29 protein-coding genes are annotated in these 26,748 nt (G+C 59.6%); 13 read left to right on the top strand and 16 right to left on the bottom strand.

What is annotated here, in order from left to right; translation table 11 throughout:
* The first annotated feature begins 10 nt into the window (after window positions 1-10).
* On the top strand, window positions 11-1,210 hold the full coding sequence (locus ACYZUD_RS28430) for a glycosyltransferase family 4 protein (protein WP_462021167.1): 1,200 nt from the start codon (window positions 11-13) through the stop codon (window positions 1,208-1,210).
* A gap of 124 nt (window positions 1,211-1,334) precedes the next feature.
* Here the strand turns inward: ACYZUD_RS28430 and ACYZUD_RS28425 are convergent, their stop codons facing one another.
* From ACYZUD_RS28425 to ACYZUD_RS28415, 3 genes are all read right to left on the bottom strand, one after another.
* On the bottom strand, window positions 1,335-2,438 hold the full coding sequence (locus tag ACYZUD_RS28425; RefSeq protein ID WP_084318130.1) for an NADH:flavin oxidoreductase: 1,104 nt from the start codon (window positions 2,436-2,438) through the stop codon (window positions 1,335-1,337).
* Between the two features lie 248 nt (window positions 2,439-2,686).
* A complete protein-coding gene (locus ACYZUD_RS28420) occupies window positions 2,687-3,169 on the bottom strand; it encodes a glutathione peroxidase (protein ID WP_462021166.1) in 483 nt (160 codons plus the stop codon).
* 123 nt (window positions 3,170-3,292) lie between these two features.
* Window positions 3,293-3,778: an FKBP-type peptidyl-prolyl cis-trans isomerase gene (locus tag ACYZUD_RS28415; protein WP_007901600.1), complete on the bottom strand. Its 486-nt coding sequence runs from the start codon at window positions 3,776-3,778 to the stop codon at window positions 3,293-3,295.
* Between ACYZUD_RS28415 and ACYZUD_RS28410 the strand changes: the two genes are divergently transcribed.
* The 3 genes from ACYZUD_RS28410 to ACYZUD_RS28400 are packed head-to-tail and all read left to right on the top strand — an operon-like array spanning window position 3,747 to window position 7,148.
* A complete protein-coding gene (locus ACYZUD_RS28410; protein WP_462021165.1) occupies window positions 3,747-4,085 on the top strand; it encodes a DUF3565 domain-containing protein in 339 nt (112 codons plus the stop codon). The two genes, ACYZUD_RS28415 and ACYZUD_RS28410, sit on opposite strands and share 32 nt — an antisense overlap.
* Window positions 4,086-4,145: 60 nt before the next feature.
* Window positions 4,146-6,245 (top strand): phosphate acetyltransferase, encoded by a 2,100-nt coding sequence (pta, locus tag ACYZUD_RS28405; protein ID WP_462021164.1) that lies wholly within the window; start codon window positions 4,146-4,148, stop codon window positions 6,243-6,245.
* Window positions 6,246-7,148, top strand: a complete 903-nt coding sequence (locus ACYZUD_RS28400; RefSeq protein WP_462021163.1) for an acyltransferase — start codon at window positions 6,246-6,248, stop codon at window positions 7,146-7,148.
* A gap of 150 nt (window positions 7,149-7,298) precedes the next feature.
* Here the strand turns inward: ACYZUD_RS28400 and cysN are convergent, their stop codons facing one another.
* From cysN to ACYZUD_RS28385, 3 genes are all read right to left on the bottom strand, one after another.
* On the bottom strand, window positions 7,299-9,197 hold the full coding sequence (cysN, locus tag ACYZUD_RS28395; RefSeq protein ID WP_462021162.1) for a sulfate adenylyltransferase subunit CysN: 1,899 nt from the start codon (window positions 9,195-9,197) through the stop codon (window positions 7,299-7,301).
* A 9-nt stretch (window positions 9,198-9,206) separates the two neighbouring features.
* Window positions 9,207-10,124, bottom strand: coding sequence for a sulfate adenylyltransferase subunit CysD (cysD, locus tag ACYZUD_RS28390; RefSeq protein ID WP_007942729.1), 918 nt, complete (start codon window positions 10,122-10,124; stop codon window positions 9,207-9,209).
* A gap of 269 nt (window positions 10,125-10,393) precedes the next feature.
* Window positions 10,394-11,152 carry a Nif3-like dinuclear metal center hexameric protein gene (locus ACYZUD_RS28385; RefSeq protein WP_462021161.1) on the bottom strand — a complete coding sequence of 253 codons (759 nt, stop codon included), beginning with the start codon at window positions 11,150-11,152 and terminating at the stop codon, window positions 10,394-10,396.
* Window positions 11,153-11,254: 102 nt separating this feature from the next.
* On the opposite strand from ACYZUD_RS28385, the gene algW reads away from it, so the two are divergent.
* Entirely contained in the window at window positions 11,255-12,415 is a 1,161-nt protein-coding gene (algW, locus tag ACYZUD_RS28380) for a Do family serine endopeptidase AlgW (RefSeq protein ID WP_462021160.1), read from the top strand.
* A 123-nt stretch (window positions 12,416-12,538) separates the two neighbouring features.
* On the opposite strand, the gene hisC is transcribed toward algW, so the two are convergent.
* The 10 genes from hisC to ACYZUD_RS28330 form a co-directional block, all read right to left on the bottom strand.
* Window positions 12,539-13,591: a histidinol-phosphate transaminase gene (hisC, locus tag ACYZUD_RS28375; protein ID WP_462021159.1), complete on the bottom strand. Its 1,053-nt coding sequence runs from the start codon at window positions 13,589-13,591 to the stop codon at window positions 12,539-12,541.
* Window positions 13,592-13,593: 2 nt separating this feature from the next.
* A complete protein-coding gene (hisD, locus tag ACYZUD_RS28370; protein ID WP_462021158.1) occupies window positions 13,594-14,931 on the bottom strand; it encodes a histidinol dehydrogenase in 1,338 nt (445 codons plus the stop codon).
* A gap of 124 nt (window positions 14,932-15,055) precedes the next feature.
* Window positions 15,056-15,691, bottom strand: coding sequence for an ATP phosphoribosyltransferase (gene hisG, locus ACYZUD_RS28365; protein ID WP_007901570.1), 636 nt, complete (start codon window positions 15,689-15,691; stop codon window positions 15,056-15,058).
* Window positions 15,692-15,820: 129 nt separating this feature from the next.
* Entirely contained in the window at window positions 15,821-17,086 is a 1,266-nt protein-coding gene (murA, locus tag ACYZUD_RS28360; protein ID WP_462021157.1) for a UDP-N-acetylglucosamine 1-carboxyvinyltransferase, read from the bottom strand.
* Window positions 17,087-17,108: 22 nt separating this feature from the next.
* Window positions 17,109-17,348, bottom strand: a complete 240-nt coding sequence (locus ACYZUD_RS28355) for a BolA family protein (RefSeq protein ID WP_150710210.1) — start codon at window positions 17,346-17,348, stop codon at window positions 17,109-17,111.
* Between the two features lie 113 nt (window positions 17,349-17,461).
* Window positions 17,462-17,767: an STAS domain-containing protein gene (locus ACYZUD_RS28350; protein ID WP_462021156.1), complete on the bottom strand. Its 306-nt coding sequence runs from the start codon at window positions 17,765-17,767 to the stop codon at window positions 17,462-17,464.
* Window positions 17,764-18,420 carry an MlaC/ttg2D family ABC transporter substrate-binding protein gene (locus tag ACYZUD_RS28345; protein ID WP_462021155.1) on the bottom strand — a complete coding sequence of 219 codons (657 nt, stop codon included), beginning with the start codon at window positions 18,418-18,420 and terminating at the stop codon, window positions 17,764-17,766. The genes ACYZUD_RS28350 and ACYZUD_RS28345 overlap by 4 nt, the downstream gene beginning before the upstream one ends.
* A gap of 11 nt (window positions 18,421-18,431) precedes the next feature.
* The gene (mlaD, locus tag ACYZUD_RS28340) at window positions 18,432-18,899 is read right to left on the bottom strand and encodes an outer membrane lipid asymmetry maintenance protein MlaD (protein ID WP_462021154.1); all 468 of its coding nucleotides are present in this window, start codon (window positions 18,897-18,899) and stop codon (window positions 18,432-18,434) included.
* Complete coding sequence (mlaE, locus tag ACYZUD_RS28335; protein ID WP_131061202.1) at window positions 18,899-19,696, bottom strand: lipid asymmetry maintenance ABC transporter permease subunit MlaE; 798 nt, start codon at window positions 19,694-19,696, stop codon at window positions 18,899-18,901. The genes mlaD and mlaE overlap by 1 nt, the downstream gene beginning before the upstream one ends.
* On the bottom strand, window positions 19,696-20,505 hold the full coding sequence (locus ACYZUD_RS28330; protein ID WP_462021153.1) for an ATP-binding cassette domain-containing protein: 810 nt from the start codon (window positions 20,503-20,505) through the stop codon (window positions 19,696-19,698). Before ACYZUD_RS28330 ends, mlaE begins: the two co-directional genes overlap by 1 nt.
* A 275-nt stretch (window positions 20,506-20,780) precedes the next feature.
* On the opposite strand from ACYZUD_RS28330, the gene ACYZUD_RS28325 reads away from it, so the two are divergent.
* The 8 genes from ACYZUD_RS28325 (at window position 20,781) to ptsN (ending at window position 26,748) form a co-directional block, all read left to right on the top strand.
* Window positions 20,781-21,755: a KpsF/GutQ family sugar-phosphate isomerase gene (locus tag ACYZUD_RS28325; protein ID WP_462021152.1), complete on the top strand. Its 975-nt coding sequence runs from the start codon at window positions 20,781-20,783 to the stop codon at window positions 21,753-21,755.
* A complete protein-coding gene (locus ACYZUD_RS28320) occupies window positions 21,755-22,279 on the top strand; it encodes a KdsC family phosphatase (RefSeq protein ID WP_008037377.1) in 525 nt (174 codons plus the stop codon). The genes ACYZUD_RS28325 and ACYZUD_RS28320 overlap by 1 nt, the downstream gene beginning before the upstream one ends.
* A gap of 7 nt (window positions 22,280-22,286) precedes the next feature.
* Window positions 22,287-22,859, top strand: a complete 573-nt coding sequence (gene lptC, locus ACYZUD_RS28315) for an LPS export ABC transporter periplasmic protein LptC (RefSeq protein WP_462021151.1) — start codon at window positions 22,287-22,289, stop codon at window positions 22,857-22,859.
* Window positions 22,846-23,394 carry a lipopolysaccharide transport periplasmic protein LptA gene (lptA, locus tag ACYZUD_RS28310; RefSeq protein WP_462021150.1) on the top strand — a complete coding sequence of 183 codons (549 nt, stop codon included), beginning with the start codon at window positions 22,846-22,848 and terminating at the stop codon, window positions 23,392-23,394. The genes lptC and lptA overlap by 14 nt, the downstream gene beginning before the upstream one ends.
* A complete protein-coding gene (gene lptB / locus ACYZUD_RS28305) occupies window positions 23,394-24,119 on the top strand; it encodes an LPS export ABC transporter ATP-binding protein (RefSeq protein WP_462021149.1) in 726 nt (241 codons plus the stop codon). Before lptA ends, lptB begins: the two co-directional genes overlap by 1 nt.
* 273 nt (window positions 24,120-24,392) lie before the next feature.
* Entirely contained in the window at window positions 24,393-25,886 is a 1,494-nt protein-coding gene (locus tag ACYZUD_RS28300) for an RNA polymerase factor sigma-54 (protein WP_032828652.1), read from the top strand.
* Window positions 25,887-25,962: 76 nt separating this feature from the next.
* A complete protein-coding gene (gene hpf, locus ACYZUD_RS28295; protein WP_039010540.1) occupies window positions 25,963-26,271 on the top strand; it encodes a ribosome hibernation-promoting factor, HPF/YfiA family in 309 nt (102 codons plus the stop codon).
* Between the two features lie 12 nt (window positions 26,272-26,283).
* Window positions 26,284-26,748 (top strand): PTS IIA-like nitrogen regulatory protein PtsN, encoded by a 465-nt coding sequence (gene ptsN / locus ACYZUD_RS28290; RefSeq protein WP_462021148.1) that lies wholly within the window; start codon window positions 26,284-26,286, stop codon window positions 26,746-26,748.

The raw sequence follows: 26,748 nt of genomic DNA, 5'->3' as shown, positions 1-26,748 counted from the left end.
CAATGACGACATGGCCTCAGCCGACACTGAGGCCATGACGACAGCTCTGCATATCACCCTGATCACCGAAACCTTCCCTCCCGAAATCAACGGCGTGGCCAATACCCTCGGCCGCTTGTGCGACGGCTTGCGCGCGCGCGGGCATCAGGTCGAGCTGGTGCGGCCACGACAAGGCTGCGATCAACAGAGGGTCAGCGACGATGAGTTGTTGCTGTGTCGAGGCTGGCCGCTGCCGGGCTATCCAGGTCTGCAATGGGGTCAGTCGTCGATGCACAAGCTGATGCGGCGCTGGAAGCGGCATCGCCCGGACGTGCTGTACATCGCCACGGAGGGACCGCTGGGGTTGTCGGCATTGCGTGCGGCACGGCGTCTTGGGATTTCGGTGGTCAGCGGCTTTCACACCAATTTCCAGCAGTATTCCAACCAGTACGGACTCGGATTGATCACGCGCCTGCTGACCCACTACCTGCGCTGGTTTCACAATCGCTCGACCCTGACATTGGTGCCGAGTGTCAGTCAGCGGCTGGAACTGGAACGTCGGCATTTCGCGCGCCTGGCGTTGTTGTCCCGTGGGGTCGACAGCCAATTGTTTCACCCGACCAAACGGTTGAAGTCGTTACGCGAACAGTGGGGCATGGCCGAGAGTGACATCGCCGTCATCCACGTAGGACGTCTGGCGCCCGAGAAAAATCTTGGCTTGCTCAAGCGTTGTTTCGACACACTTCGTGCGACTTATCCACAGAAAAACCTGAAATTGGTGGTGATCGGCGACGGTCCGCAACGCGGGGCACTGGAGAAGGAATTGCCCGAAGCGATTTTCTGCGGTTCACAACGCGGCGAAGCCCTGGCCAGTCACTACGCGTCGGGGGATGTGTTTCTGTTTCCGAGCCTGACCGAGACGTTTGGCAATGTGGTGCTTGAGGCACTCGCCTCGGGGCTGGGTGTGGTGGCCTACGATCAGGCCGCAGCGGCCCAGCATATTCGCCATGGCTACAACGGCGTACTGGCGATGCCGGGGGATGAGGAAGCGTTTTGCGATGCAGCGGCGTGGCTGCTGGAAGAGGATGAAACCTTGCGTTGCGTGCGGCTCAATGCGCGACAACATGCGAGTCGGCAGGGTTGGGCGGCGATTATCGAGCAGTTCGAGGGGCAGTTGCGGGGGGCTTGTGTTGGGGAGCAGGTGGTGCCGAATGCACCGACTTTGCCTTGAATCTTTGGTGGTCTTGAGACTGCCATCGCGAGCAGGCTCGCTCCCACAGGTGACCGAGTTCTCAAAGAGATACGGTCGAATGTGGGAGCGAGCCTGCTCGCGATAGCGTCCGTCCAGTCGCCGCTTAAACCAGCGTCATCAACGCCTCACGGCTGAACGGCAGAATGTCTTCCTCACGACCGTCACGCACTTTCTGCGCCCAGTCCGGGTCCACCAGCAGCGCACGACCTACCGCCACCAGGTCGAACTCGTCGTTATTCAAACGCTCCAGCAGTTTTTCCAGGCTGGCCGGCTGCGCGATCTTGTCGGTGTTGACCATGAACTGCAGGAACTCGCCATCCAGACCCACGCTGCCCACGGTGATGGTTGGCTTACCGGTCAGTTTGCGGGTCCAGCCGGCCAGGTTCAGTTCGGAACCGTCGAACTCCGGCTCCCAGAAACGGCGCGTCGAGCAGTGGAAAATGTCCACGCCTGCGTCAGACAACGGCTTGAGGAACTCGCCCAGCGCTTCCGGGGTTTGCACCAGACGCGCGGTGTAATCCTGCTGCTTCCACTGGGAGAAACGGAAGATGATCGGGAACCCTTCGCCGACCGCTGCACGCACGGCCTGAATCAGCTCGATGGCGAAACGCGAACGGTTGGCCAGGCTGCCACCGTATTCGTCGGTGCGCTGGTTGCTGCCTTCCCAGAAGAACTGGTCCACGAGGTAGCCGTGGGCGCCGTGGATTTCCACGCCGTCCATGCCGATGCTCTGGGCATCTTTGGCGGCCTGGGCGAACGCGGCGATCACGTCCTGAATATCTTGTTTGGTCATGCCGTGAACCACGACCTGACCGTCCTTCAGTTTTTCCGACGGGCCGTAACCCGGCACGCTGGCATCGGGCTCGGTGCCGATGCGGCGCACGCTGCCGACATGCCACAGCTGAGGAACGATCTTGCCACCCTCGGCGTGCACCGCATCGACGACTTTTTTCCAGCCGGCCAGCGCGGCCTCACCGTAGAAATGCGGTACGTTCGGGTAACCGTTGGAGGCCTTGTGGCCGACGGTGGTGCCTTCAGTGATGATCAAGCCAACGCCGGCAGCGGCGCGGCGACGGTAGTACTCGATCACTTTGGAATTGGGTACGCCACCCGGCGAAAACGAGCGGGTCATCGGCGCCATGACGACGCGGGTCGGCAGTTCGAGGGTGCCGAGGTGGAACGGTTTGAACAGGGCTTTGACGGGCATGGGGCACTCCACGAAAACGATATCGACGGGATGTAGATTTTATGACGGCGATAATATGCGCAGTGGCGAGCGATGCACAGCACTATTGATCTTGGTGATTAAGGGTCAAAAGATAGAGGCACCTGTGGGAGCGAACTTGCTCGCGATGAATTTGAGAACGCCGCGGGGTGTCAGGCTTGCAGCGTTATCGTTGACGATCATCGTCGGAACGCCGCCCGGAGCAAGCTCGCTCCTACAGGAGGGAGATATCAGCTCAGGGCTTTTTCAATCGCCTGGATGACAGCAGGATCATCCGGCGCCGTACGCGGCGAGAACCGCGCCAGTACGCGACCATCCTTGCCCAGCAGGAATTTCTCGAAGTTCCAGGTAATGTCACCCGGAAACTCCGCACCCTCGCCTGCCAGCAGGCGGTACAACTGATGACGTTCATGACCGTTGACTTCCAGCTTGCTGGACAACGGAAAGGTCACGCCATAGTTGAGGCTGCAAAACTCCTGGATCTCTTGCTCGGTACCCGGTTCCTGCCCGGCAAACTGGTTGCACGGTAGGCCGAGAACGCTGAAACCTTTACCTTTGTATTGCTGGTAAAGGTTTTCCAGCGCCGCGTACTGTGGGGTCAAACCACATTTGGAGGCCACGTTGACCACCAGCACGACGTTCCCCTTGAAGGGTGCCAGCGGTAGCTCCTGACCATCCAGGGCTGTCAATTTAAGGTCGTGAAAAGCACTCATGACGAACTCCAGATTCCCGTGTTCTTCTCGAAACAGCCACTTGGCGGCGTCACCAGGGACAGCCGCGGACTAAAAAGGCGCCCTCGGGCGCCTCTCCAGTACTCGAAAGCTTAGCGCAGAAAATCAGTGGTGATGGCCACCTTCGCCATGGACGTGACCATGAGCGATTTCTTCCTGGCTGGCATCACGGATGTCGATGATCTTGACCTGGAAATTCAGGCGCTGACCGGCCAACGGGTGGTTGCCGTCGACGGTGACATCGTCGCCGTCCAGGTCGCGAATGGTGACGATCTGCATCTGGCCGTCCGGAGCGGAAGCGTGGAACTGCATGCCCACTTCCAGTTCGTCGACGCCTTCGAACATGCTGCGGCTCAGGGTGCTGACCAGTTCGGCAGCGTATTCGCCGTAGGCGTCTTCAGGTTCTACGGCGACAGTCAGTTCGTCACCGACTGCTTTGCCTTCCAGCGCCTTTTCCAGGCCCGGGATGATGTTACCTGCGCCTTGCAGGTAGACCAGCGGCGCGCCGCCGGCGGAGCTGTCGATGACCTCACCAGCGTCGTTGGTCAGGGTATAGTCGATGGAGACAGCCTTATTGGCGGCGATCAGCATGGGGCGAGACCTTTTGCATAAGAATATAGAAAGGCCAAGTTTAGCGAAGCAATCGTCCGAAAGCGAACACAACCCGGACAGACGGGGTACGACAAAAGGCTCGACGGTCACAGGCTTCCATCAGGACGAGGACGGGCATTGGGTGGCCGAGCTTTCCTGCGGCCACACCCAGCACCTGCGTCACCAGCCACCCTGGCAATCCCGGGCCTGGGTCATGGACCCTTCGCTGCGGAATGAAAAAATAGGCCAGCCCTTTGATTGCGGTTGGTGCGCACAAGGCTCGGTTAGCGATAACCTTGGCGACTGAATTTCGGTAGACGGCCAATCATAGGCCGCCACCATTGCCATGCACCTCTAGAGAATCCGCATGCAAACTTTTTTTATCGCGCCCACCGATTTTGGTGTGGGTCTGACCTCCATCAGCCTCGGGCTGGTACGCACCCTTGAGCGGGCCGGCCTGAAAGTCGGCTTTTTCAAACCGATTGCCCAGCCCCATCCGGGCGATACCGGGCCTGAGCGCTCCACCGAGCTGGTGGCCCGTACCCACGGTCTGAAACCACCGCAACCGCTGGGCCTGGCCCATGTCGAACGGATGCTCGGCGACGGTCAGCTCGATGAGCTGCTCGAAGAAATCATCACCCTCTACCAGCAAGCCGCTGTCGGCAAGGACGTGCTGATCGTCGAAGGCATGGTCCCGACCCGCAGCGCCAGTTACGCCGCGCGGGTCAATCTGCACTTGGCCAAGAGCCTCGACGCCGATGTGATTCTGGTCTCGGCGCCGGAAAACGAAGTACTGACCGAACTGTCCGGCCGCGTGGAATTGCAGGCGCAATTGTTTGGCGGCCCGAAAGACCCGAAAGTCCTCGGCGTGATCCTCAACAAGGTCAAGACCGATGAAAGCATGGACGCCTTCGCCTCGCGCCTGAAGGAACACTCGCCCTTGCTGCGCAGCGGTGATTTTCGCTTGCTCGGCTGCATCCCGTTCCAGCCGGAACTGAATGCACCGCGCACCCGGGACGTCGCTGATCTGATGGGCGCGCAGATTCTCAATGCCGGCGACTACGAAACCCGACGCATGACCAAAATCATCATCTGCGCCCGCACCATGCGCAACACCGTGGAGCTGCTCAAGCCTGGCGTGCTGGTGGTGACCCCCGGCGATCGCGACGACATCATCCTCGCCGTCAGCCTCGCCGCCATGAACGGCGTGCCCCTGGCCGGGCTGTTACTGACCAGCGACACCCTGCCCGACCCGCGCATCATGGACCTGTGCCGCGGCGCGTTGCAGGCAGGCTTGCCGGTGTTGTCGGTGAGCACCGGCTCCTACGAGACCGCCAACCAGTTGAACGGCCTGAACAAGGAAATCCCGATCGACGACCGTGAGCGTGCGGAGATCATCACCGACTTCGTCGCCAGCCACCTGGACGCCAACTGGCTGCACCAACGCTGCGGCACGCCACGGGAAATGCGCCTGTCGCCAGCGGTGTTCCGCTATCAATTGATCCAGCGCGCCCAGGCCGCCAACAAACGCATCGTCCTGCCCGAAGGCAGCGAGCCGTTGACCGTGCAGGCGGCGGCGATCTGTCAGGCGCGTGGTATCGCCCGTTGCGTGTTGCTGGCGAAACCGGCGGATGTCGAAGCCGTCGCTCGCGCTCAAGGCATCGAGCTGCCGCCGGGGCTGGAGATTCTTGACCCGGACCTGATCCGCGAGCGCTACGTCGAGCCGATGGTCGCCCTGCGCAAAACCAAAAGCCTCAACGCGCCGATGGCCGAGCAGCAACTGGAAGACACGGTGGTGATCGGCACCATGATGCTGGCGCTGGATGAAGTCGACGGCCTCGTGTCCGGGGTCATTCACTCCACCGCCAACACCATCCGCCCGGCCCTGCAACTGATCAAGACTGCACCGGGCTGCACGTTGGTGTCGTCGGTGTTCTTCATGCTGTTTCCCGAAGAAGTGCTGGTCTACGGCGACTGCGTGATGAACCCGCACCCAAGCGCCAGCGAGCTGGCCGAGATCGCCCTGCAAAGCGCCGACTCGGCAGCGGCATTCGGCATCACCCCGCGCGTGGCGATGATCAGCTACTCCAGCGGTGAATCGGCCAGCGGTGAAGAAGTCGAGAAGGTTCGCGAAGCGACGTTGCTGGCGCATGAACAGCAAAACTCATTGTTGATCGACGGTCCGTTGCAATACGACGCCGCCGCCAACGAAACCGTGGCCCGGCAACTGGCGCCGAACAGCCAGGTGGCCGGTCGTGCCACGGTGTTCGTGTTCCCCGATCTGAACACCGGCAACACCACCCACAAAGCCGTGCAGCGCAGCGCCGACTGCGTCAGTCTCGGGCCGATGCTGCAAGGCCTGCGCAAACCGGTGAACGACCTGCCGCGCGGCGCGCAAGTCGACGACATCGTCTACACCATCGCACTGACTGCGATTCAAGCTGCCAATCGACCTTTGGATCTTTAAATGCTGGATTTTCTACCTGCACCCGTGCGCGGCGTGATCGCCTCGCTGTTGTTGGCACTGAATACCCTTTTGCTCTGCTCCTTTTTGTTCTGCGTGGCGATTTTCAAGGTGTTGCCATTCGCCCTCACCCAGCGTTTCACGCGCTGGCTGATGAGCCATACCCATGAAGCCTGGATCAGCAACAACAAAGCCTGGATGAATCTGGTCTGCCGCACCCGCTGGCACCTCAGCGGCCTTGAAGGCCTGGATTATCAGCACTCCTACCTGATCACCAGTAACCATCAGAGCTGGGTCGACATCATGGTGCTGCAATACGTGCTTAACCGTCGTATCCAGCCACTGAAGTTCTTTCTCAAGCAAGAGTTGATCTGGGTACCGGTGATTGGCCTGGCCTGGTGGACCCTGGGTTTTCCGTTCATGAAGCGCTATTCCAAGGCCTATCTGGAAAAGCACCCGGAGAAGAAAGGCAAAGACCTGGAAACCACCCGCAAGACTTGCGACAAGTTTCGCAACAACCCGGTGGGGATTTTCAATTTCGTCGAAGGCACACGCTTCACCAAAGGCAAGCATGCGCAGCAGCAATCACCGTTCCGCTACCTGCTCAAACCCAAGGCTGGTGGCATTGCGTTTGTGCTGGACGCGATGGGAGAGCAGCTGGAAGCCATCGTCAACGTGACTATCCACTATCCGGCCGGGCGTCCGGGTTACTGGGATCTGCTCTGCGGGAATGTGAAGGACGTGGTGGTGCATTTTCAGGAGCTGAAGATTCCGCCGCAGTTCATTGGCAAGAATTACGACCAGGATGGGGAATACCGATTGCAGTTTCAGGGCTGGATCAATCAGCTTTGGGAAGACAAGGATGCGCTGTTGACGCAGATGCATCGCGAGTATCCAGCGAAATAAGATCAAAAGATCGCAGCCTTCGGCAGCTCCTACAGGTGTACGCCAATCCCATGTAGGAGCTGCCGAAGGCTGCGATCTTGGCGATCTCAAAAGCACAAAAAAACCCGCCGATGATCACTCATCGGCGGGTTTCTTGTTTGCAGCTAACGCTTAGATCGCGCCGCGCTTACGCAGCAGATCCAGCACTTGCTTGACGCTTTCTTCCAGCGACAGCGACTGGGTGTCGACCACAAGGTCGGCGTCCAGCGGCACGTCGTACGGGAAGGAATCGCCCGGGATGTTATCCCCGGCCGCCGCGTACAGGCCTTGTGGGTCACGCTCGGCACAGACCGTCGGAGAGGCCTGGACATAGACCGTCAGCAGACGCTCCTTGCCGATCAGGTCCCTGGCCTGCTCACGACCTTCGGCACTCGGTGCAACGAAGGCTGCCAGCGTCAGCAGACCGGCTTCGTTGAACTGACGCGCAACGTGCGCCGCACGACGCCAGTTCTCGGTACGCCCGGCGCGATCCTGTGGCAGACCTTTGTTCAGGTCGTGACGCAGGTTTTGCCCATCGAGTACATACACCGCACGGCCCATGTCGAACAGTTTGCGTTCAACCGCGTAGGCCAGCGTGCTTTTGCCCGCGCCCGACAAGCCGCTAAACAGCACGGTGGCCGGCTGCTGGCCGAAGCGCTGAGCGCGTTCTTCGGTAGCGACGTGCGCCAGTTTGCCGTGGTGCGTACTGGTGCCATGCGCCAACGGCTGAGCGATGATCATGCCGGCAGCGACGGTGCCATTGGTCAAACGGTCGATGACGATGAACGAACCGGTGGTGCGGTTGCTCGCGTAACCGTCCAGCGCGATAGCTGCGTCGAGGCTGACCTTGACCCGACCGATTTCGTTCAGATGCAACGAACTGGCCGGACCTTCTTCCAGCGTGTTCACGTCAACGCGGTTGACGATGCTGGTGATCGAACCCGGCACGTAACTCGTGGCGCGCTTGATGTCGTATTTCTTGCCCGGCAGCATCGGCTCTTCGGCCATCCACACCAACATGGCGTCGAAGGCATCAGTCACTTGCGGCTGGTTATCGGCGTGTACCAGCAGGTCGCCGCGGGAGATGTCGATCTCGTCTTCCATGGTCAGCGTGACCGCCTGGCCAGGACCTGCGTGCTCCAGCTCACCGTCGAAAGTGACGATGGATTTCACACGGCTGCTCTTGCCCGACGGCAGCACAACGACTTCGTCGCCCTTGTGCACGATGCCGCTGGCCAGGGTGCCGGCGAAGCCACGGAAGTTCAGGTTCGGACGGTTGACGTACTGCACCGGGAAACGCAAGTCGGTGTAGTTGCGGTCGCTGGCGATTTCGACAGTCTCGAGAATTTCCATCAGCGACTGGCCGGTGTACCACGGCGAGTGCTCGGACTTGTTCACCACGTTGTCGCCTTTCAGTGCCGACATCGGCACGAAGGCCATGGTGGTCGGCTTGAAGGCGATGCCCTCGGCGAACTTCAGGTAATCGGCCTTGATCGACTCGAAGACTTTTTCGTCGAAGCCGTTGAGGTCCATCTTGTTGATCGCGACAACGATGTGCTTGATGCCGAGCAACGAGGCAATGAAGCTGTGGCGACGGGTCTGGGTCTGCACGCCGTAACGGGCGTCGACCAGGATGATCGCCAGGTCACAGGTGGACGCACCGGTGGCCATGTTGCGGGTGTACTGCTCATGGCCAGGGGTGTCGGCGATGATGAATTTGCGCTTGGCGGTGGAGAAATAGCGGTAGGCGACATCGATGGTGATGCCCTGCTCCCGCTCGGCCTGCAGGCCGTCGACCAACAATGCCAGGTCGATGTCTTCGCCCGTGGTGCCGACTTTTTTCGAGTCGCGGGTAATGGCTTCCAGGTGATCTTCGTAGATCATCTTGGAGTCGTGCAGCAGGCGCCCGATCAGGGTGCTCTTGCCGTCATCGACGTTGCCACAGGTAAGAAAGCGCAGCATTTCCTTGCGTTCGTGCTGGCCCAGATAGGCGAGGATGTCCTCGCTGATCAAATCAGATGCGTGCGACATGACAACCCCTTAGAAATAACCCTGACGTTTCTTTTCTTCCATCGAGCCTGCGCCATCGTGGTCGATGACTCGGCCCTGGCGCTCGGAAGTTCGCGTCAGGAGCATTTCCTGAATGATGTCGGTCAGGCTGGTGGCCTCGGACTCGACCGCACCGGTCAACGGGTAGTCGCCCAATGTACGGAAACGCACCTTCTTCTTGACGATGCGCGCCTTGTCTTCATCGCTCAGGTGATTGAGCAGGCGTTCGTCGTCGATCATGATCCAGGTGCCATTCATCTCGATGACGTCGCGCTCGGCGGCGAAATACAGCGGCACGATCGGGATGCCTTCGAGGTAGATGTACTGCCAGATGTCCAGTTCGGTCCAGTTCGACAGCGGGAATACGCGGATCGATTCGCCCTTGTTGACGTTGCCGTTGTAGACGTTCCACAACTCGGGGCGCTGGTTTTTCGGGTCCCAGCGGTGCTTGGTATCGCGGAAGGAATACACGCGCTCTTTGGCGCGGGACTTCTCTTCGTCGCGACGGGCACCGCCGAAAGCGGCGTCGAAACCGTACTTGTCGAGGGCCTGCTTGAGGCCTTCGGTCTTCATGATGTCGGTGTGTTTGGCGCTACCGTGGGTGAGCGGGTTGATACCCTGCGCGACGCCATCGGGGTTGACGTGCACCAGCAGGTCCAGGCCCAGTTCTTCGACCATGCGGTCGCGGAACGCGTACATTTCCTTGAACTTCCACTGGGTGTCGACGTGCATCACCGGGAACGGAAGCTTGCCCGGGAAGAATGCCTTGCGCGCAAGGTGCAGCATCACGGCGGAGTCTTTACCGACGGAGTACAGCATCACCGGGTTATCGAACTCGGCGGCGACCTCGCGGATGATGTGGATGCTTTCGGCCTCCAGCTGTTTCAGATGCGTCAGTTTGTCGACCATGGCTACTCACGAAAACGATCTTATGGACGGCCAGCGGGCCGTGTTCGAGCGGGGAATCCTAGCACAGCGACCTCTTCTAATCAGGACGCGGGCTAGATCGAAAGGGTATATGAATATACCTGTGGGTTCGGGTGTATGAGGTCCTGTGGGAGCGAGCCTGCTCGCGATAGCGGTGTGTCAGTCACCTCAATGTCGAAGGCAACGCAGCAATCGCGAGCAGGCTCGCTCCCACAGTTGAATCGCGGTGTTCAATGAACATCTGCACACCATCAAATCGGATTCGGGCAATCGATGAAGATGTGCTCCAGCGCAAAACGCCGTGCCAGATAATCCCCCAACGCCTGAATACCATAGCGTTCGGTGGCGTGATGGCCGGCGGCGATGAAGCTGATGTCGTTTTCCCGGGCGCTGTGGAAGGTTTGTTCGGACGCTTCGCCGCTGAGGTACAGATCGACGCCGGCCAGAACCGCCTGATCGATGTAACCCTGGCCACCCCCGGTGCACCAGCCGACCCGGCGAATCATCTCGCTGCCTTCGATCAGCAACGGCTCGCGGCCCATGACTTCCTGCACGCGGCGGGCGAAATCACGGGGCGTTGCCGGTTCGCTCAGGGAGCCAACCAAGCCAACGACTTTAAGGTTATCCGGATCGAGCGGCCCTTCTACGGTGATGTCCAACTGACGCGCCAGCTGCACGTTGTTGCCGACTTCAGGGTGCAGATCCAGCGGCAGGTGATAGGACAACAGACTGATATCGTGCTTGAGCAGGGTTTTCAGTCGACGCTGCTTCATGCCGGTGATACACGGGTTCTCGCCCTTCCAGAAGTAGCCGTGATGCACCAGCACCAGGTCGGCCTGAGCTTCGACGGCAGCGTCCAGCAAAGCCTGGCTGGCGGTGACGCCACTGACGATGCGCATCACCTGCGGCCGGCCTTCGACCTGCAACCCGTTGGGGCAATAATCGGCAATTTTGGCACTGTTCAGGTAACGGTCGGCTTCTTCGACCAGGGTGCTCAGGGCGACGGCCATAAAAGACTCCTAAATATCCCGTTCAGAGGCGCGCGCGGCCTCGTATAATGCGCGACATTATGGGCGGTCTCATACCGCCTGCAACCTCTCAGGACGTGCTTAATGCTCAAGGCGCTGCGTTTTTCCGGCTGGCCGCTGTTAGCCGGCGTGCTTATCGCTCTGTTGATAATCCAGCGTTACCCGCAGTGGGTCGGGCTCCCGAGCCTCGACGTCAACCTGCAGCAAGCCCCGCAAACCACCACCATGCAACAGGGGCCGGTGTCCTATGCCGACGCGGTCACTACGGCGGCACCGTCGGTGGTGAACCTGTACACGACCAAGGTCATCAACAAACCGACCCACCCGCTGTTCGAAGATCCGCAGTTCCGCCGCTTCTTCGGCGACAACTCGCCCAAGCAGAAGCGCATGGAATCGAGCCTCGGCTCCGGCGTGATCATGAGCCCGGAAGGCTACCTGCTGACCAATAACCACGTGACCAGCGGTGCCGACCAGATTGTCGTGGCGCTCAAGGATGGCCGCGAAACCCTGGCCCGCGTGATCGGCAGCGACCCGGAAACCGACCTCGCGGTCCTGAAGATCGATCTGAAAAACCTGCCATCGATCACCGTCGGCCGCTCCGACAACATCCGCATCGGCGACGTGGCGCTGGCCATCGGCAACCCGTTCGGCGTCGGGCAGACCGTGACCATGGGCATCATCAGCGCCACCGGGCGCAATCAGTTGGGCCTGAACAACTACGAAGATTTCATCCAGACCGACGCCGCGATCAACCCCGGTAACTCCGGCGGTGCGCTGGTGGACGCCAACGGCAACCTGACCGGCATCAACACGGCGATCTTCTCCAAGTCCGGTGGTTCGCAAGGCATCGGCTTCGCGATCCCGGTCAAACTGGCCATGGAAGTGATGAAGTCGATCATCGAACACGGCCAGGTGATTCGCGGCTGGCTCGGTATCGAAGTACAGCCGTTGACGCAGGAACTGGCGGAATCGTTTGGCCTGTCAGGGCGTCCGGGGATTGTGGTCGCGGGGATTTTCCGTGACGGTCCGGCGCAGAAGGCCGGCCTGCAACTGGGCGACGTGATTCTCGCCATCGACGGCGAACCGGCCGGTGATGGTCGCCGCTCGATGAACCAGGTCGCGCGGATCAAGCCGACCGACAAGGTGACGATTCAGGTGATGCGCAACGGCAAGGAGCTGAAGCTCACGGCAGAAATCGGCTTGCGTCCGCCGCCGGCACCGGTCAAGGAGAAAGAAGAAGAATAAGCCGCCAACACAAAACCACTGTGGGAGCGAGCCTGCTCGCGATAAGGCCACAACATTCAACATCATCGTTGACTGTTAAACCGCCATCGCGAGCAGGCTCGCTCCCACAGGGTCAGTGTTGACTTACAGGTCGCCGAGGCCGTCGATCAGTGCCTGATTCTGCTCCGGCGTGCCAATCGAAATCCGCAGGAACTGCGCAATCCGCTCCTGCTTGAAGTGCCGAACGATCACACCCTGCTCGCGCAACTTCGCCGCCAACCCCGCTGCATCGTGCTTCGGGTGACGGGCGAAGATGAAGTTCGCCGCCGACGGCAGCACTTCAAAGCCCTTCTCTTCCAACTGCCCGACTACCTTCTCGCGATGCTCGATCACCAAGCGGCAGGTCTTGTCGAAGTACTCGCGATCTTCGAACGCTGCCGCTGCCCCGACATTCGCCAGACGATCCAGCGGATAGGAGTTGAAGCTGTTCTTGATCCGCTCCAGCGCCTCGATCAGGTCCGGGTGCCCCACCGCCAAACCGACCCGCAGACCGGCCAGCGAACGGGACTTGGACAGCGTCTGAGTCACCAGCAGGTTCGGATAACGGTCCACTAAAGTGATCGCCGTCTCGCCGCCGAAATCGATGTAAGCCTCATCCACCACGACCACCGAATCCGGGCTGGCCTTGAGCATTTGCTCGACGGCGTCCAGCGCCAACAGGCGACCGGTCGGCGCGTTCGGGTTCGGGAAAATGATCCCGCCGTTCGGTTTGGCGTAGTCCGCCGGGTTGATCTGGAACTGCTCATCCAGCGGCACCGCGTCGAAGTTGATGCCATACAACCCGCAGTAAACCGGATAGAAGCTGTAGCTGATGTCCGGGAACAACACGGCTTTGTCGTGTTGCAGCAAGCCGTGGAAAATATGCGCCAGGACTTCGTCCGAGCCGTTGCCGAGGAAAACCTGATTTGCCTGCACGCCGTAGTAAGTAGCCACGGCGTTCTTCAGCAGATCACTGTTCGGATCCGGATACAGACGCAGATTGTCATTGAGTTCGGCCTGCATCGCCGCCAAAGCTTTAGGCGATGGGCCGTACGGATTTTCGTTGGTGTTGAGCTTCACCAGTTTCGCCAGTTTCGGCTGCTCGCCCGGCACGTAAGGCACCAGATTCTTGACGAACGGGCTCCAGAATTTACTCATGTTCACTCCCCCTGCCCTTCATTAAAGAGCTCGTCGACGATACGGTATTCGGCGCTGCGGGCGTGGGCAGTCAGCGACTCGCCACGAGCCAGCACGGAAGCGGTCTTGCCCAGTTCGGACGCACCCTGCTCGGAGCAGAAGATGATCGACGAGCGTTTCTGGAAGTCGTACACACCCAGCGGCGACGAGAACCGCGCGGTACCGGAAGTCGGCAACACGTGGTTCGGGCCTGCGCAGTAATCGCCCAAGGCTTCGGAGGTGTGACGCCCCATGAAGATCGCACCGGCGTGACGAATCAGCGGCAACCAGGCCTGCGGATCGGCGACCGACAACTCCAGGTGTTCCGGCGCGATGCGGTTGGCCACCTCGATGGCTTGTTCCATGTCGCGAACCTTGATCAGCGCACCGCGGCCATTGATCGACGTCTCGATGATCTCGGCACGCTCCAGGGTCGGCAGCAGTTTGGCGATGCTGGCGGCGACCTTGTCGAGGAACTCGGCGTCCGGGCTGACCAGAATCGCCTGGGCGTCTTCGTCGTGCTCGGCCTGGGAAAACAGGTCCATGGCAATCCAGTCCGGATCCGTCTGACCATCGCACACCACGAGGATTTCCGACGGGCCGGCGATCATGTCGATACCCACCTGGCCAAACACGTGGCGCTTGGCGGTGGCGACATAGATGTTGCCCGGGCCGACCACTTTGTCGACCTTTGGCACGCTTTCGGTGCCATAAGCCAACGCGGCAACGGCTTGAGCGCCACCGATGGTGAACACGCGGTCGACGCCGGCGATGCACGCCGCGGCCAGCACCAGTTCGTTGATTTCACCGCGCGGGGTTGGCACGACCATGACCACTTCGGTCACGCCCGCCACCTTGGCCGGAATCGCGTTCATCAGCACCGAAGACGGGTACGACGCCTTGCCGCCCGGCACATACAGGCCGGCACGATCCAGTGGCGTGACCTTCTGGCCCAGCACGGTGCCGTCGGCTTCGGTGTAGGTCCAGGAATCCTGTTTCTGTTTTTCGTGGTAGCTGCGCACGCGGGCCGCGGCTTTTTCCAGGGCTTCACGCTGGGGCACGGTGATCCGGGTCAGGGCCAGTTCCAGGCGTTCGCGCGGCAGGATCAGGTCCGCCATGGAGGCGACTTGCAGGCCGTCGAACTTCTGGGTGAATTCCACCAGCGCCGCATCGCCGCGCTCGCGCACAGCCTTGATGATGTCCAGCACTCGCTGATTGACCGAGTCGTCAGACACACTTTCCCAGCTCAGCAGATGATCCAGATGATGTGCGAAATCCGGGTCAGCAGCGTTGAGTCGGCGAATTGCAGTCGGTGCGGTCATAGCGAGAGCCTCATAGGAATGGCGAAAACTCAGGTACCCGAAGCTACCATCGATCCGCTTGGGCACCTGAGAATTCTGGCTATGAGGCGGATAGACGGGCGCGACTTAACGTCGCGCGGGTGAATCAGCCGCGGTGTCGAGACTCCACTGCCTTGCGCAGGGTGTCGATCAACGCCTGGATACGGGCGTGCTGCATTTTCATCGAAGCTTTGTTCACGATCAGACGGGAACTGATGTCAGCAATGAAATCCTGTGGCTCCAGGCCGTTGGCCCGCAGCGTGTTACCGGTGTCGACCACGTCGATGATCTTGTCTGCCAGACCGATCAGCGGCGCCAGTTCCATCGAGCCGTAGAGCTTGATGATGTCGACCTGACGACCCTGCTCGGCGTAGTAGCGCTTGGCAACGTTGACGAACTTGGTCGCCACCCGCAAGCGGCCCTTGGGCTCGACATCACCGACACGGCCAGCGGTCATCAGCTTGCAGAGGGCAATCCGCAGGTCCAAAGGCTCGTACAAACCCTGGCCACCGTATTCCATCAGCACATCTTTACCGGCGACGCCCAGGTCCGCGGCACCATGCTCGACATAAGTCGGCACATCGGTGGCACGCACGATCAGCAGACGCACATCGGCCTGGGTCGTGGGGATGATCAGCTTGCGGCTCTTGTCCGGATTCTCGGTCGGCACGATACCCGCTTCAGCCAGAAGCGGCAGGGTGTCGTCAAGGATGCGGCCCTTGGACAGTGCGATGGTCAACATGGGAAACGTCAGTCCTTATCAGGCTACTGATGCCCGGTCGCAAATGGCGCCGGACACACATCGAGGGTGTCACCACCCTCGACTTGAAACAAAACCAGTGGGCACATCCGTATGCCCATGAAGCAGAAACTAGCCCGGTACGCGGCGGATCTTGGCGCCGAGCATCTGCAGTTTCTCTTCGATGCACTCATAACCACGGTCGATGTGGTAGATGCGGTCGATCAGGGTGTCGCCTTCGGCGATCAACGCCGAGATCACCAGGCTGGCCGAAGCACGCAGGTCGGTAGCCATCACTGGCGCGCCCTTGAGCTTTTCGGTACCGGTGACGATGGCGGTGTTGCCTTCGACCTGGATCTTGGCGCCCATGCGGTGCAGTTCGTAAACGTGCATGAAGCGGTTTTCGAAGATCGTCTCGATCACGGCACCGGTGCCTTCGGCAATGGCGTTGAGGGAGATGAACTGCGCTTGCATGTCGGTCGGGAACGCCGGGTACGGAGCGGTCCGCACGTTGACGGCTTTTGGCCGCTTGCCGTGCATGTTCAGCTCGATCCAGTCTTCGCCCGAGGTGATTTCGGCGCCGGCTTCACGGAGTTTTTCCAGAACGGCTTCGAGGATCGTCGGATCGGTGTCCTTGACCTTCACACGACCGCCGGTCACGGCAGCTGCAACCAGGTAGGTCCCGGTTTCGATACGGTCAGGCATCACTTTGTAAGTGGTCGGGTGCAGGCGCTCAACGCCATCGATGGTGATGGTGTCGGTGCCGGCGCCGGTGATCTTGGCACCCATGGCGATCAGGAAGTTCGCCAGGTCGATGACTTCAGGCTCGCGCGCGGCGTTTGCCAGAACGCTGCGGCCCTTGGCCAGCGCGGCGGCCATCATGATGTTTTCGGTACCGGTCACGCTGACGGTGTCGAAGAAGAAGTGCGCGCCGCGCAAGCCACCTTCAGGCGCCTTGGCCTTGATGTAGCCGCCTTCGACGTCGATGACCGCGCCCATGGCTTCGAGACCACGGATGTGCAGGTCCACCGGACGCGAACCGATGGCGCAACCGCCAGGCAGTGCGACTTCGGCTTCACCGAAACGGGCAACCATCGGGCCCAGCACCAGGATCGACGCACGCATGGTTTTAACCAGTTCGTACGGAGCGATCAGGGTCTTGATGGTGCGCGGGTCGATTTCGACGCTGAGTTTCTCGTCGATCACCGGCTCGATACCCATGCGACCGAACAGCTCGATCATGGTGGTGATGTCGTGCAGGTGCGGCAGGTTGGCCACGGTCACCGGGCCATCGCACAGCAAGGTTGCAGCCAGGATCGGCAGGGCAGAGTTCTTTGCCCCGGAAATGCGGATTTCGCCATCAAGGCGAACGCCACCGGTAATAATCAATTTATCCATAAGAATCTCGACGCCCTTGGGCTCAGGTGCGCTCGGCCCAGGCCGCGCTGCTGAAAAATTTCATAGTGACCGCATGGATGCTGCCATCGGTGATCCATGGGTTCAAATGGGCATAGACCTGCTGCTGACGCTTCACCGGGCTCAACGCCGCCAGTTCATCGCTAATCACGTTCAGCTGAAAGTTGCAGCCTTCGCCTTCAACTTCCACCTGTGTGTTCGGCAGCTTTCCTTCAAGGAAGCTCTTCACTTCTACGGCCTGCATGCTCAACCTCAATCGGCGCCCTGTGCGCGCGGGTCGGACATCATACAAAAAAGCCCCGCGCCTGCGAACCCCGCGAAGCAGGACTCTGACGGGGGGCTTCCTTGCAGATGCTGTTAGGGATGCGCCAACAGCTCGGTCAACTCGCTGACCTGAGCGATTTCGCGCATGTCTTCGGGCATCGCACGGATGCTCAGCGGCTTGCCGGCCGCCTCTGCATCACGCATGAAGCACAGCAGCAGCGACAAGCCGACACTGCTGGACTTCAACACCGCCGAACAATCAACCACCAATGCAGCCGCCTTGCTGGACTTGATCAGCGCCTGGCCCTGCTTGCGCAGGCCAGGGCCGGTGCGGTAGTCCAGCATGCCGCTGAGCATCAGCTCGCCGGATTCGCTCATGCGAATGGCCGACACACTCATTGGGCTTGCTTCTCGGTGCTTTGTTTATCGGTGGCTTCCTTGGCTTTGGCGACTTCCCCGGCCCAACCATTGATGGTCTTGTCCAGGTCATTGCCATTGCGCTGCATCGCATCTGCGAACTGATCACGGAACAGCTTGCCGATGTTGATGCCGTTGATGATCACGTTGCGCAGCTTCCACTCGCCATTGATCTTTTCGAGTGTGTAGGACACAGGATAGATTGCGCCGTTGCTGCCTTTGACCGTCATGCCAACGCTGGTACGGTCTCCCGACTCATCCTTGGCAGGGTCGACGACGATGCCCTGATTGTTGTACTCGAGCAAGGCATTGCCATAGAACTGGAACAGACCCTTCTTGAAGTTTTCCTGAAACGTCTTCATTTGCTCGGGCGTGGCTTTGCGCGAGTATTTGACCGTCATGATGCTCTTGGAAATGCCCTCGGCATCCACAACGGGGCCGACGATGCTATCCAGCGCCGTATAAAAGTCCTGCGGATCCTGTTTGTACTTTTCTTTGTTGGCGGCCAGATCCGCCAGCAACCGGTTGGTGGTGTCCTGTACCAGACCGTGCGCGGAAGTCGCCGCCACGGCGTTAGCCATCAACGGCAGGGCCGCGAGTAATACCAACAGGCCACGTCGCAAGGTAGAGATCATTCAAAAACTCCTCATTTGGCGTCTTTACTAACGGTATTGAGCAGAAATTTACCGATCAGGTCCTCGAGCACCAGCGACGACTGGGTGTCGTGAATGGTTCCACCATCCTTGAGCAAGGCTTCTTCCCCGCCCACGCTGAGACCGATGTACTTCTCGCCCAACAGGCCGGCGGTCAGGATAGATGCAGTGGAGTCAGTCGGCAGGTTGTCTACGCGCTTTTCCAGCTGCATGGTCACTCGACCGGTGAAACTGTCGCGGTCCAGATCGATCGCCGTGACCTTGCCGATAGTCACACCGGCCATGGTCACTTTAGCTCTGACCGTCAAACCGGCGATATTGTCGAAATAGGCATAAAGTTTATACGTATCGGTGGTTGCGCTCGGGGACAGGCCACTCACCCGCAACGCCAGCAACAGCAAAGCCAGGATGCCAGCCAGCAAGAAAAGGCCGACACCGATTTCCAGGGTGCGGTTTTGCATCAGAAATCTCCAAACATCAAGGCGGTCAGAATAAAGTCCAGGCCGAGCACAGCCAAAGAGGCATACACCACGGTCTTGGTAGTGGCACGACTGATCCCCTCGGAAGTGGGCTCGCAGTCATAGCCTTGGAATACGGCGATCCAGGTCACGACAAAGGCAAAGACGATGCTTTTGATGATGCCGTTGAGCACATCGTCGGCAAACGTCACGCTGTTTTGCATGTTGGACCAATAGGAACCTTCATAGACACCCAGCCAGTCGACGGCCACCCAGGAACCGCCCCAGATACCCACCACGCTGAAGATCATCGCCAGCACCGGCAGGGAAATGAAGCCGGCCCACAGGCGCGGGGCAATGATGTACTTGAGCGGGTCGACACCAATCATTTCCAGACTGGACAACTGCTCGGTGGACTTCATGTTGCCGATTTCAGCCGTCAGGGCCGAACCGGCGCGCCCGGCGAACAACAACGCCGTGACCACGGGGCCCAACTCTCGCAGCAGCGTCAGCGCAACCATCTGCCCCACCGCCTGCTCCGAACCGTAGCTGGAAAGGATGTTGAACCCTTGCAGCGCCAACACCATGCCGATGAACACCCCGGAGACCACGATGATCACCAGGGACATCACGCCCACCGAGTGCAACTGCTTGATCAACAGGCCAAAACCACCGCCGATGCCGCCACGGCCAAGCAAGGCATGAAACAGGAAAATCGCCGAACGGCCGAACACCGCCAGCACATCAATGCCCGCGTGGCCGAACCGGCGTACTCGTTCTAATAGTGAAATCTTGCGCATCAGCGCTTCCCCAGAAGATCTGCGCGGTAATCCGTCGCTGGAAAGTGATAGGCGACCGGACCATCGGGGTCGCCTGTCATGAATTGACGGATACGCGGTTCGTCCGAGTTCATCAGTTCGTCAGGCGTGCCCTGCCCCAGCACCTGCCCGTCGCCCACCACATAAATGTAATCGGCGATGCTCGCGGTCTCGGCCAGGTCATGGGAAACCACGATGCTGGTAATGCCCAGTGCATCGTTGAGCAGGCGGATCAGGCGCACCAATACGCCCATGGCGATCGGGTCCTGGCCGACAAAGGGCTCGTCATACATGAGGATCTGCGGATCGAGGGCAATCGCCCGGGCCAGCGCGACACGGCGCTTCATGCCGCCGGACAGCTCGTCAGGCATCAAATCGATGGCGCCACGCAAGCCCACGGCCTGCAATTTGAGCAGGACGATGTCCCGGATCATTTCTTCCGGAAGCTCGGTATGGACCCGTAGCGGAAAGGCGACGTTCTCGAACACGTCGAGATCGGTAAACAGTGCGCCGCTCTGAAACAGCACGCCCATATGCTTGCGCGCATCGAACAGATCGCTGCGCGACAGCTTCGGCAGGTTCTGACCGTTGACCCAGACTTCGCCCTTGGTGGGCCGCAATTGTGCGCCAATCAAACGCAGCAGCGTGGTCTTGCCACACCCGGAAGGCCCCATGATGCCGGTGACCTTGCCGCGCGGAATACGGATATCGACGTTATTGAAAATGCTGCGCGCACCGCGCTTGAAGGTCAGTCCCTTCAGCTCGACCGCGTAGGCGTTATCGGCACTCATCTAAACTCCTTGCGATGCAGCCTCTCACTCGGACGCCTGACTTTCTGACGAAAGCACAAACCTCCCGGGCAGGCCGAACTGGCGGCGAACTATATCACCGCACAGGCCAAGCGCCAAAGGCCGAAGCCGGGCCATATGCAGCAACATGGCAGACAAAAAGCTTCATTTAGAGGGATTTGGTAACAGGGAATGACAAAGCGCGACGAACTTGCGTGAGGGTTTCGATCATTACCGCTATAATCGCCGCCTTTTCATCAGGCTATACGATTTCTGACATGAGCCAATCCAGCGACCTGATTCAATCAGCACAACGCACCATCCGCCTCGAACTGGAAGCCGTACAAGGCTTGCTGCCCCATATCGACGCAGATTTCGTACGCGCTTGCGAGATGATTCTGGCCAGCAAAGGCCGCGTGGTAGTAGTCGGCATGGGCAAATCGGGGCACATCGGCAACAAGATCGCCGCGACCCTGGCCAGCACCGGCACCACGGCCTTTTTTGTGCACCCGGCCGAAGCCAGTCACGGCGACATGGGGATGATCACCCGCGATGACATCATCCTGGCACTGTCAAACTCCGGCTCCACCAACGAAATCGTCACCCTGCTGCCGCTGATCAAACGTCTGGGCATCAAATTGATCAGCCTGACCGGCAATCCCGATTCGCCGCTGGCCAAGGCTGCCGAGGTCAACCTCAACGTTCACGTCGAGCACGAAGCCTGCCCGTTGAACCTGGCGCCGACGTCTTCGACCACCGCCGCCCTGGTCATGGGCGACGCCCTGGCGGTGGCACTGCTGGAAGCCCGCGGTTTTACCGCTGAAGATTTTGCCTTTTCCCACCCGGGTGGTGCGCTCGGCCGACGCCTGCTGCTGAAAGTGGAAAACGTCATGCACGCCGGGCAAGAGCTGCCGCAGGTTCAGCGCGGCACCCTGCTCAAGGACGCGCTGATGGAAATGACCCGCAAGGGCCTGGGCATGACCGTCATCCTGGAAGCCGACGGCAAACTCGCCGGGATCTTCACCGACGGCGATTTGCGTCGCACCCTCGACCGCAGCATCGACATCCACAGCGCGACGATCGACCAGGTCATGACCGCACACGGCAAGACTGCCCGCGCCGAAATGCTCGCCGCCGAGGCCCTGAAAATCATGGAAGACCATAAAATCAACGCGCTGGTCGTGGTTGACAGCGAAGACCACCCGGTCGGCGCCTTGAACATGCACGACTTGTTGCGCGCAGGAGTAATGTAATGAGCACGGACCTGCTGCAACGCGGCAAACAGATCAAACTGGCGGTATTCGACGTCGACGGCGTCCTGACCGACGGGCGCCTGTACTTCCTTGAAGACGGCAGCGAATTCAAGACATTCAACACGCTCGACGGCCAAGGCATCAAGATGTTGATGGCAGCCGGCGTGCAGACCGCTATCATCAGCGGCCGCAAGACCCCGGTGGTCGAGCGACGGGCAAAGAACCTCGGCATTCCACACCTGTACCAGGGTCGCGAAGACAAACTGGTGGTGCTCGACGAGCTTCTTGCCCAACTCAACCTAAGCTATGAACAAGTCGCCTACCTCGGCGACGATTTGCCAGACCTGCCGGTGATTCGCCGCGTCGGCCTGGGCATGGCGGTAGCCAATGCCGCCAGTTTCGTGCGCGAACACGCCCACGGCATCACCCAGGCCCGTGGTGGCGAGGGTGCCGCTCGCGAATTCTGCGAATTGATCCTGCGCGCCCAGGGCCGCCTCGATGCGGCCAACGCCGCGTACCTGTGAGCCAACTATGCTGAGCAAGAAAATTCGCAACATCCTGGTGTTCGGTTGCATCGCAGCGATTTTTGCGGCGGTCGGCTACTGGAACATCAGCCCTGAACGCTTCCTCGATAAACCCGTAGTCAAGGCCGACGAGACCAAGATCGACTGGTACGCGACCAAGACACACACGATGCAATACCTTGAAGACGGCAAATTGCAGTACGAAATGACGTCCGACAAGGCCGAGCACGTGAAAGCAACGGATGTCACCCTGGTCACCAAGCCAGACCTCAACATGTTCCGCGGCACTGAATTTCCGTGGCACGTGACCAGCGAGCGCGGCGAGGTGAATTCCGGCGGCACCGAAGTTGAACTGATCGACTCGGTGCGCGTGAAGCGCACCGACGAAAAGAACCGCGACACCCTGATTACCAGCACTCGTATGACAGTGTTCCCACAGCAGCAATATGCGCAGACCGATCAACCCGTTAGAATCGACGGCGCTGGTGGTGTGTCGACTGGCAAGGGAATGAAAGCGTATTTGAAAGAAAGCAGGATACACCTGCTATCGAACGTAAGAGGACAGTATGAGGCTCGTTAAAACTCTCCCTATTTTGCTCGGTCTGAGCGCAGCACTGGGAAGCGTGAGCGCCTGGGCTCTGCCGACCGATAGAGATCAGCCTATCCGCATTCAGGCCGACGACGCCCAACTGGACGACAAGAACGGTGTTGCCACCTATAAAGGTGATGTGATCATCACCCAGGGTTCGATGAAGGTCACCGGCAATACCGTGACCATCACCCGCACCGCGAGTGGCGATATCGACGTGGTGACCTCGGTGGGCAATCTGGCCTACTTCGAGCAGGTGCAGACTGCTGGCGACACCAAACCGGTTCAGGGGTACGGCATCACTATCCAGTACCACGCTTCGCAAGATCGCGTCGTGCTGATCGATCGCGCCAAGGTCATCGACAAGGATGGCAACGTTACCCAAGGCGAGAAAATCGTCTACGACACCAACAAAAAGCTTGCGAGCGCCGGTCGCGCCACAGGCAGCAAGGTCACCGAGTCGCGTCCGCGCATCGACATGGTGATCCAGCCGAAAAAGAAAACCGACGAGCAAAAGGCCCAGTAATGGCAACTCTGAAAGCTCAGCATCTGGCCAAGAGCTACAAGAGCCGCCAGGTCGTGCGCGACGTAAGCCTGTCCATCGACAGCGGTCAGATCGTGGGCCTGCTGGGTCCCAACGGCGCCGGCAAAACCACTTGCTTCTACATGATCGTCGGATTGGTGCAGGCCGATCAGGGCCGCGTACTGATCGATGACCTGGACGTCAGTCACCAGCCGATGCACGGTCGCGCAAAGGCCGGTATCGGCTATCTTCCGCAAGAAGCGTCGATCTTCCGCAAACTTTCAGTTGCCGATAACATCATGGCGATCCTCGAGACCCGCAAAGAACTCGACAAGGCCGGTCGTCGCAAGGAACTGGAAAGCCTGCTGCAGGAATTTCACATCAACCACATCCGCGACAACCTCGGCATGAGCCTGTCCGGTGGCGAACGTCGTCGCGTGGAAATCGCCCGGGCACTGGCCACCAACCCGAAGTTCATCCTCCTGGACGAACCTTTCGCCGGTGTGGACCCGATCTCGGTGGGCGACATCAAACAGATCATCTATCACCTCAAGGCCAAGGGCATTGGCGTGTTGATCACCGACCACAACGTTCGTGAAACCCTGGATATCTGCGAAACCGCCTACATCGTGAACGATGGCCAACTGATCGCAGAAGGTGACTCTGCCACCATCCTGGCCAACGACCTGGTCAAGGAAGTGTATCTGGGCCATGAGTTCCGCCTGTAAGCGCTCAGGTGCCTGGCCAGTCGCCGAGAGCTTGTCTCGATAAAAAAATCAACCGTTTTTTATTGTTACAGCGCGCCAGGCAAACGTTGCGCCTCAAAGATGTTCAGCTACCAGCAAGGGCAATGCGTCAATAAAACTTTAAACGTTTTTATTGTTACAGCGCTCTAGGCAAACGTTGTGGTTTCAGGCATATAATTTGCTTATGTTTGGCGCTCCGGCGCCCTGTAGTGGATGGCGCATGTGCGCCGGCGAATAAGGTGTTAAGCCCCTGCCATGAAACCATCGCTAGTCTTGAGAATGGGCCAGCAGCTGACGATGACACCTCAGCTGCAACAGGCCATCCGCCTGCTCCAATTGTCGACCCTGGACCTGCAACAGGAAATCCAGGAGGCCCTGGAGTCCAATCCGATGCTCGAACGCCAGGAAGAAGGCGACGACTTCGATAACGCCGACCCCTTGGCCGACAAAGCCGAACAGCAACCCAACGCCGATGTTTCGGAACCCTCCTACCAGGAAACCGCCCCGACGGTGGATAACCTCGAGGAAGGTGACTGGAACGAACGCATTCCCAACGAGCTGCCCGTCGACACCGCGTGGGAAGACGTCTACCAGACCAGCGCCAGCAGCCTGCCAAGCAACGATGACGACGAGTGGGACTTCACCACCCGTACATCGGCCGGCGAAAGCCTGCAAAGCCACCTGCTGTGGCAACTGAACCTGGCGCCGATGTCCGACACCGATCGCCTGATCGCCGTGACCCTGATCGACTGCATCAACAATCAGGGCTACCTGGACGAAACCCTCGAGGAAATCCTCGAAGCCTTCGATCCGGAACTGGACATCGAACTGGACGAAATCGAAGCCGTCCTGCACCGCATCCAGCAATTCGAGCCCGCCGGCATCGGCGCCCGCAACCTGGGTGAATGCCTGCTGCTGCAACTGCGCCAGCTGCCCGCCAAGACCCCTTGGCTGGCCGAAGCCAAACGCCTGGTCACCGATTACATCGACCTGCTCGGCAGCCGCGACTACAGCCAGTTGATGCGCCGCATGAAGCTCAAGGAAGATGAACTGCGCCAGGTGATCGAACTGGTGCAGAGCCTCAATCCGCGCCCAGGCTCACAGATCGAGTCCAGCGAAGCCGAATACGTCGTTCCCGATGTCATCGTGCGCAAAGACAACGAACGCTGGCTGGTAGAGCTGAATCAGGAATCGGTGCCACGGTTGCGGGTCAACGCCCAGTACGCCGGCTTCGTGCGCCGCGCCGACACCAGCGCCGACAACACCTTCATGCGCAATCAGCTGCAAGAGGCTCGCTGGTTCATCAAGAGCCTGCAAAGCCGCAACGAAACCCTGATGAAAGTAGCCACCCAGATCGTCGAGCATCAGCGCGGCTTCCTGGAGTACGGCGACGAAGCCATGAAACCGTTGGTCCTCCATGACATCGCCGAGGCGGTTGGCATGCACGAATCGACGATTTCCCGGGTAACCACGCAAAAATTCATGCATACCCCTCGGGGCATATATGAGCTGAAATACTTTTTCTCCAGCCACGTCAGCACCTCCGAAGGCGGTGAATGCTCGTCTACGGCGATCCGCGCGATCATCAAAAAACTGGTTGCAGCGGAAAATCAGAAAAAGCCGTTGAGTGACAGCAAGATCGCTGGTTTACTGGAGGCACAAGGCATTCAGGTGGCTCGCCGCACCGTCGCCAAGTACCGCGAATCCCTTGGGATCGCGCCTTCGAGCGAACGTAAGCGGTTGATGTAACGGGCCACGCCACAGCGTTCCAGTGGCAGGCATTTCTGCCTGCCGCTTTATGCACTGGCAACGAAGGAGAAGCTGTATGCAAGTCAACATCAGTGGACACCAACTGGAAGTGACCGAACCCCTGCGCACCTACATCGGCGAAAAACTCGAGCGATTGGAAAGGCACTTCGACAAGATCACCAACGTGCAAGTCACGATGAACGTCGAGAAGCTGCTGCAGAAAATCGAAGCCACGCTGCATATTCCCGGCGGAGAAGTGGTCGCCAATGCCGAGCATACGGACATGTATGCCGCCATCGACCTGCTGACCGACAAGCTGGATCGCCAACTCAAAAAGCATAAGGAAAAGACCCAGAGCCTCCTCCAGGGTGCAACCGGTCGTTAACACTCCCAACCCATGATCCGACTTGAAAGCATCCTGACCCCCGGCCGTTCCCTCGTGAATGTGCCGGGCGGCAGTAAAAAGAAAGCCCTCGAGCAAATTGCCAACCTAATCCATCGCGAAGTGCCGGATCTGGAGATGCAAGATGTCTTCGAGGCTCTGATTGCCCGTGAAAAACTCGGTTCCACCGGTTTTGGCAACGGCATCGCCATCCCTCACTGCCGCCTCAAGGGCTGCAATTCGCCCATCAGTGCCTTGATGCACCTGGACGCCCCCATCGATTTCGACGCCATCGACGGTGCTCCGGTTGACCTGCTGTTCGTTCTGCTGGTCCCGGAAGCCGCCACCGATGCGCACCTGGAGCTACTGCGCCAGATCGCCAGCATGCTCGATCGCAAGGAAGTGCGCGAAAAACTGCGCAGCGCTCCGAGCAATGAAGCCTTGTATCAGGTTGTCCTGGACGAGCAAAACGGGCAGTAA

Source organism: Pseudomonas sp. XS1P51 (assembly GCF_054897845.1).
The sequence above is the reverse complement of the archived record's forward strand: the minus strand, read 5'-3'. Positions and strand labels throughout refer to the sequence as shown.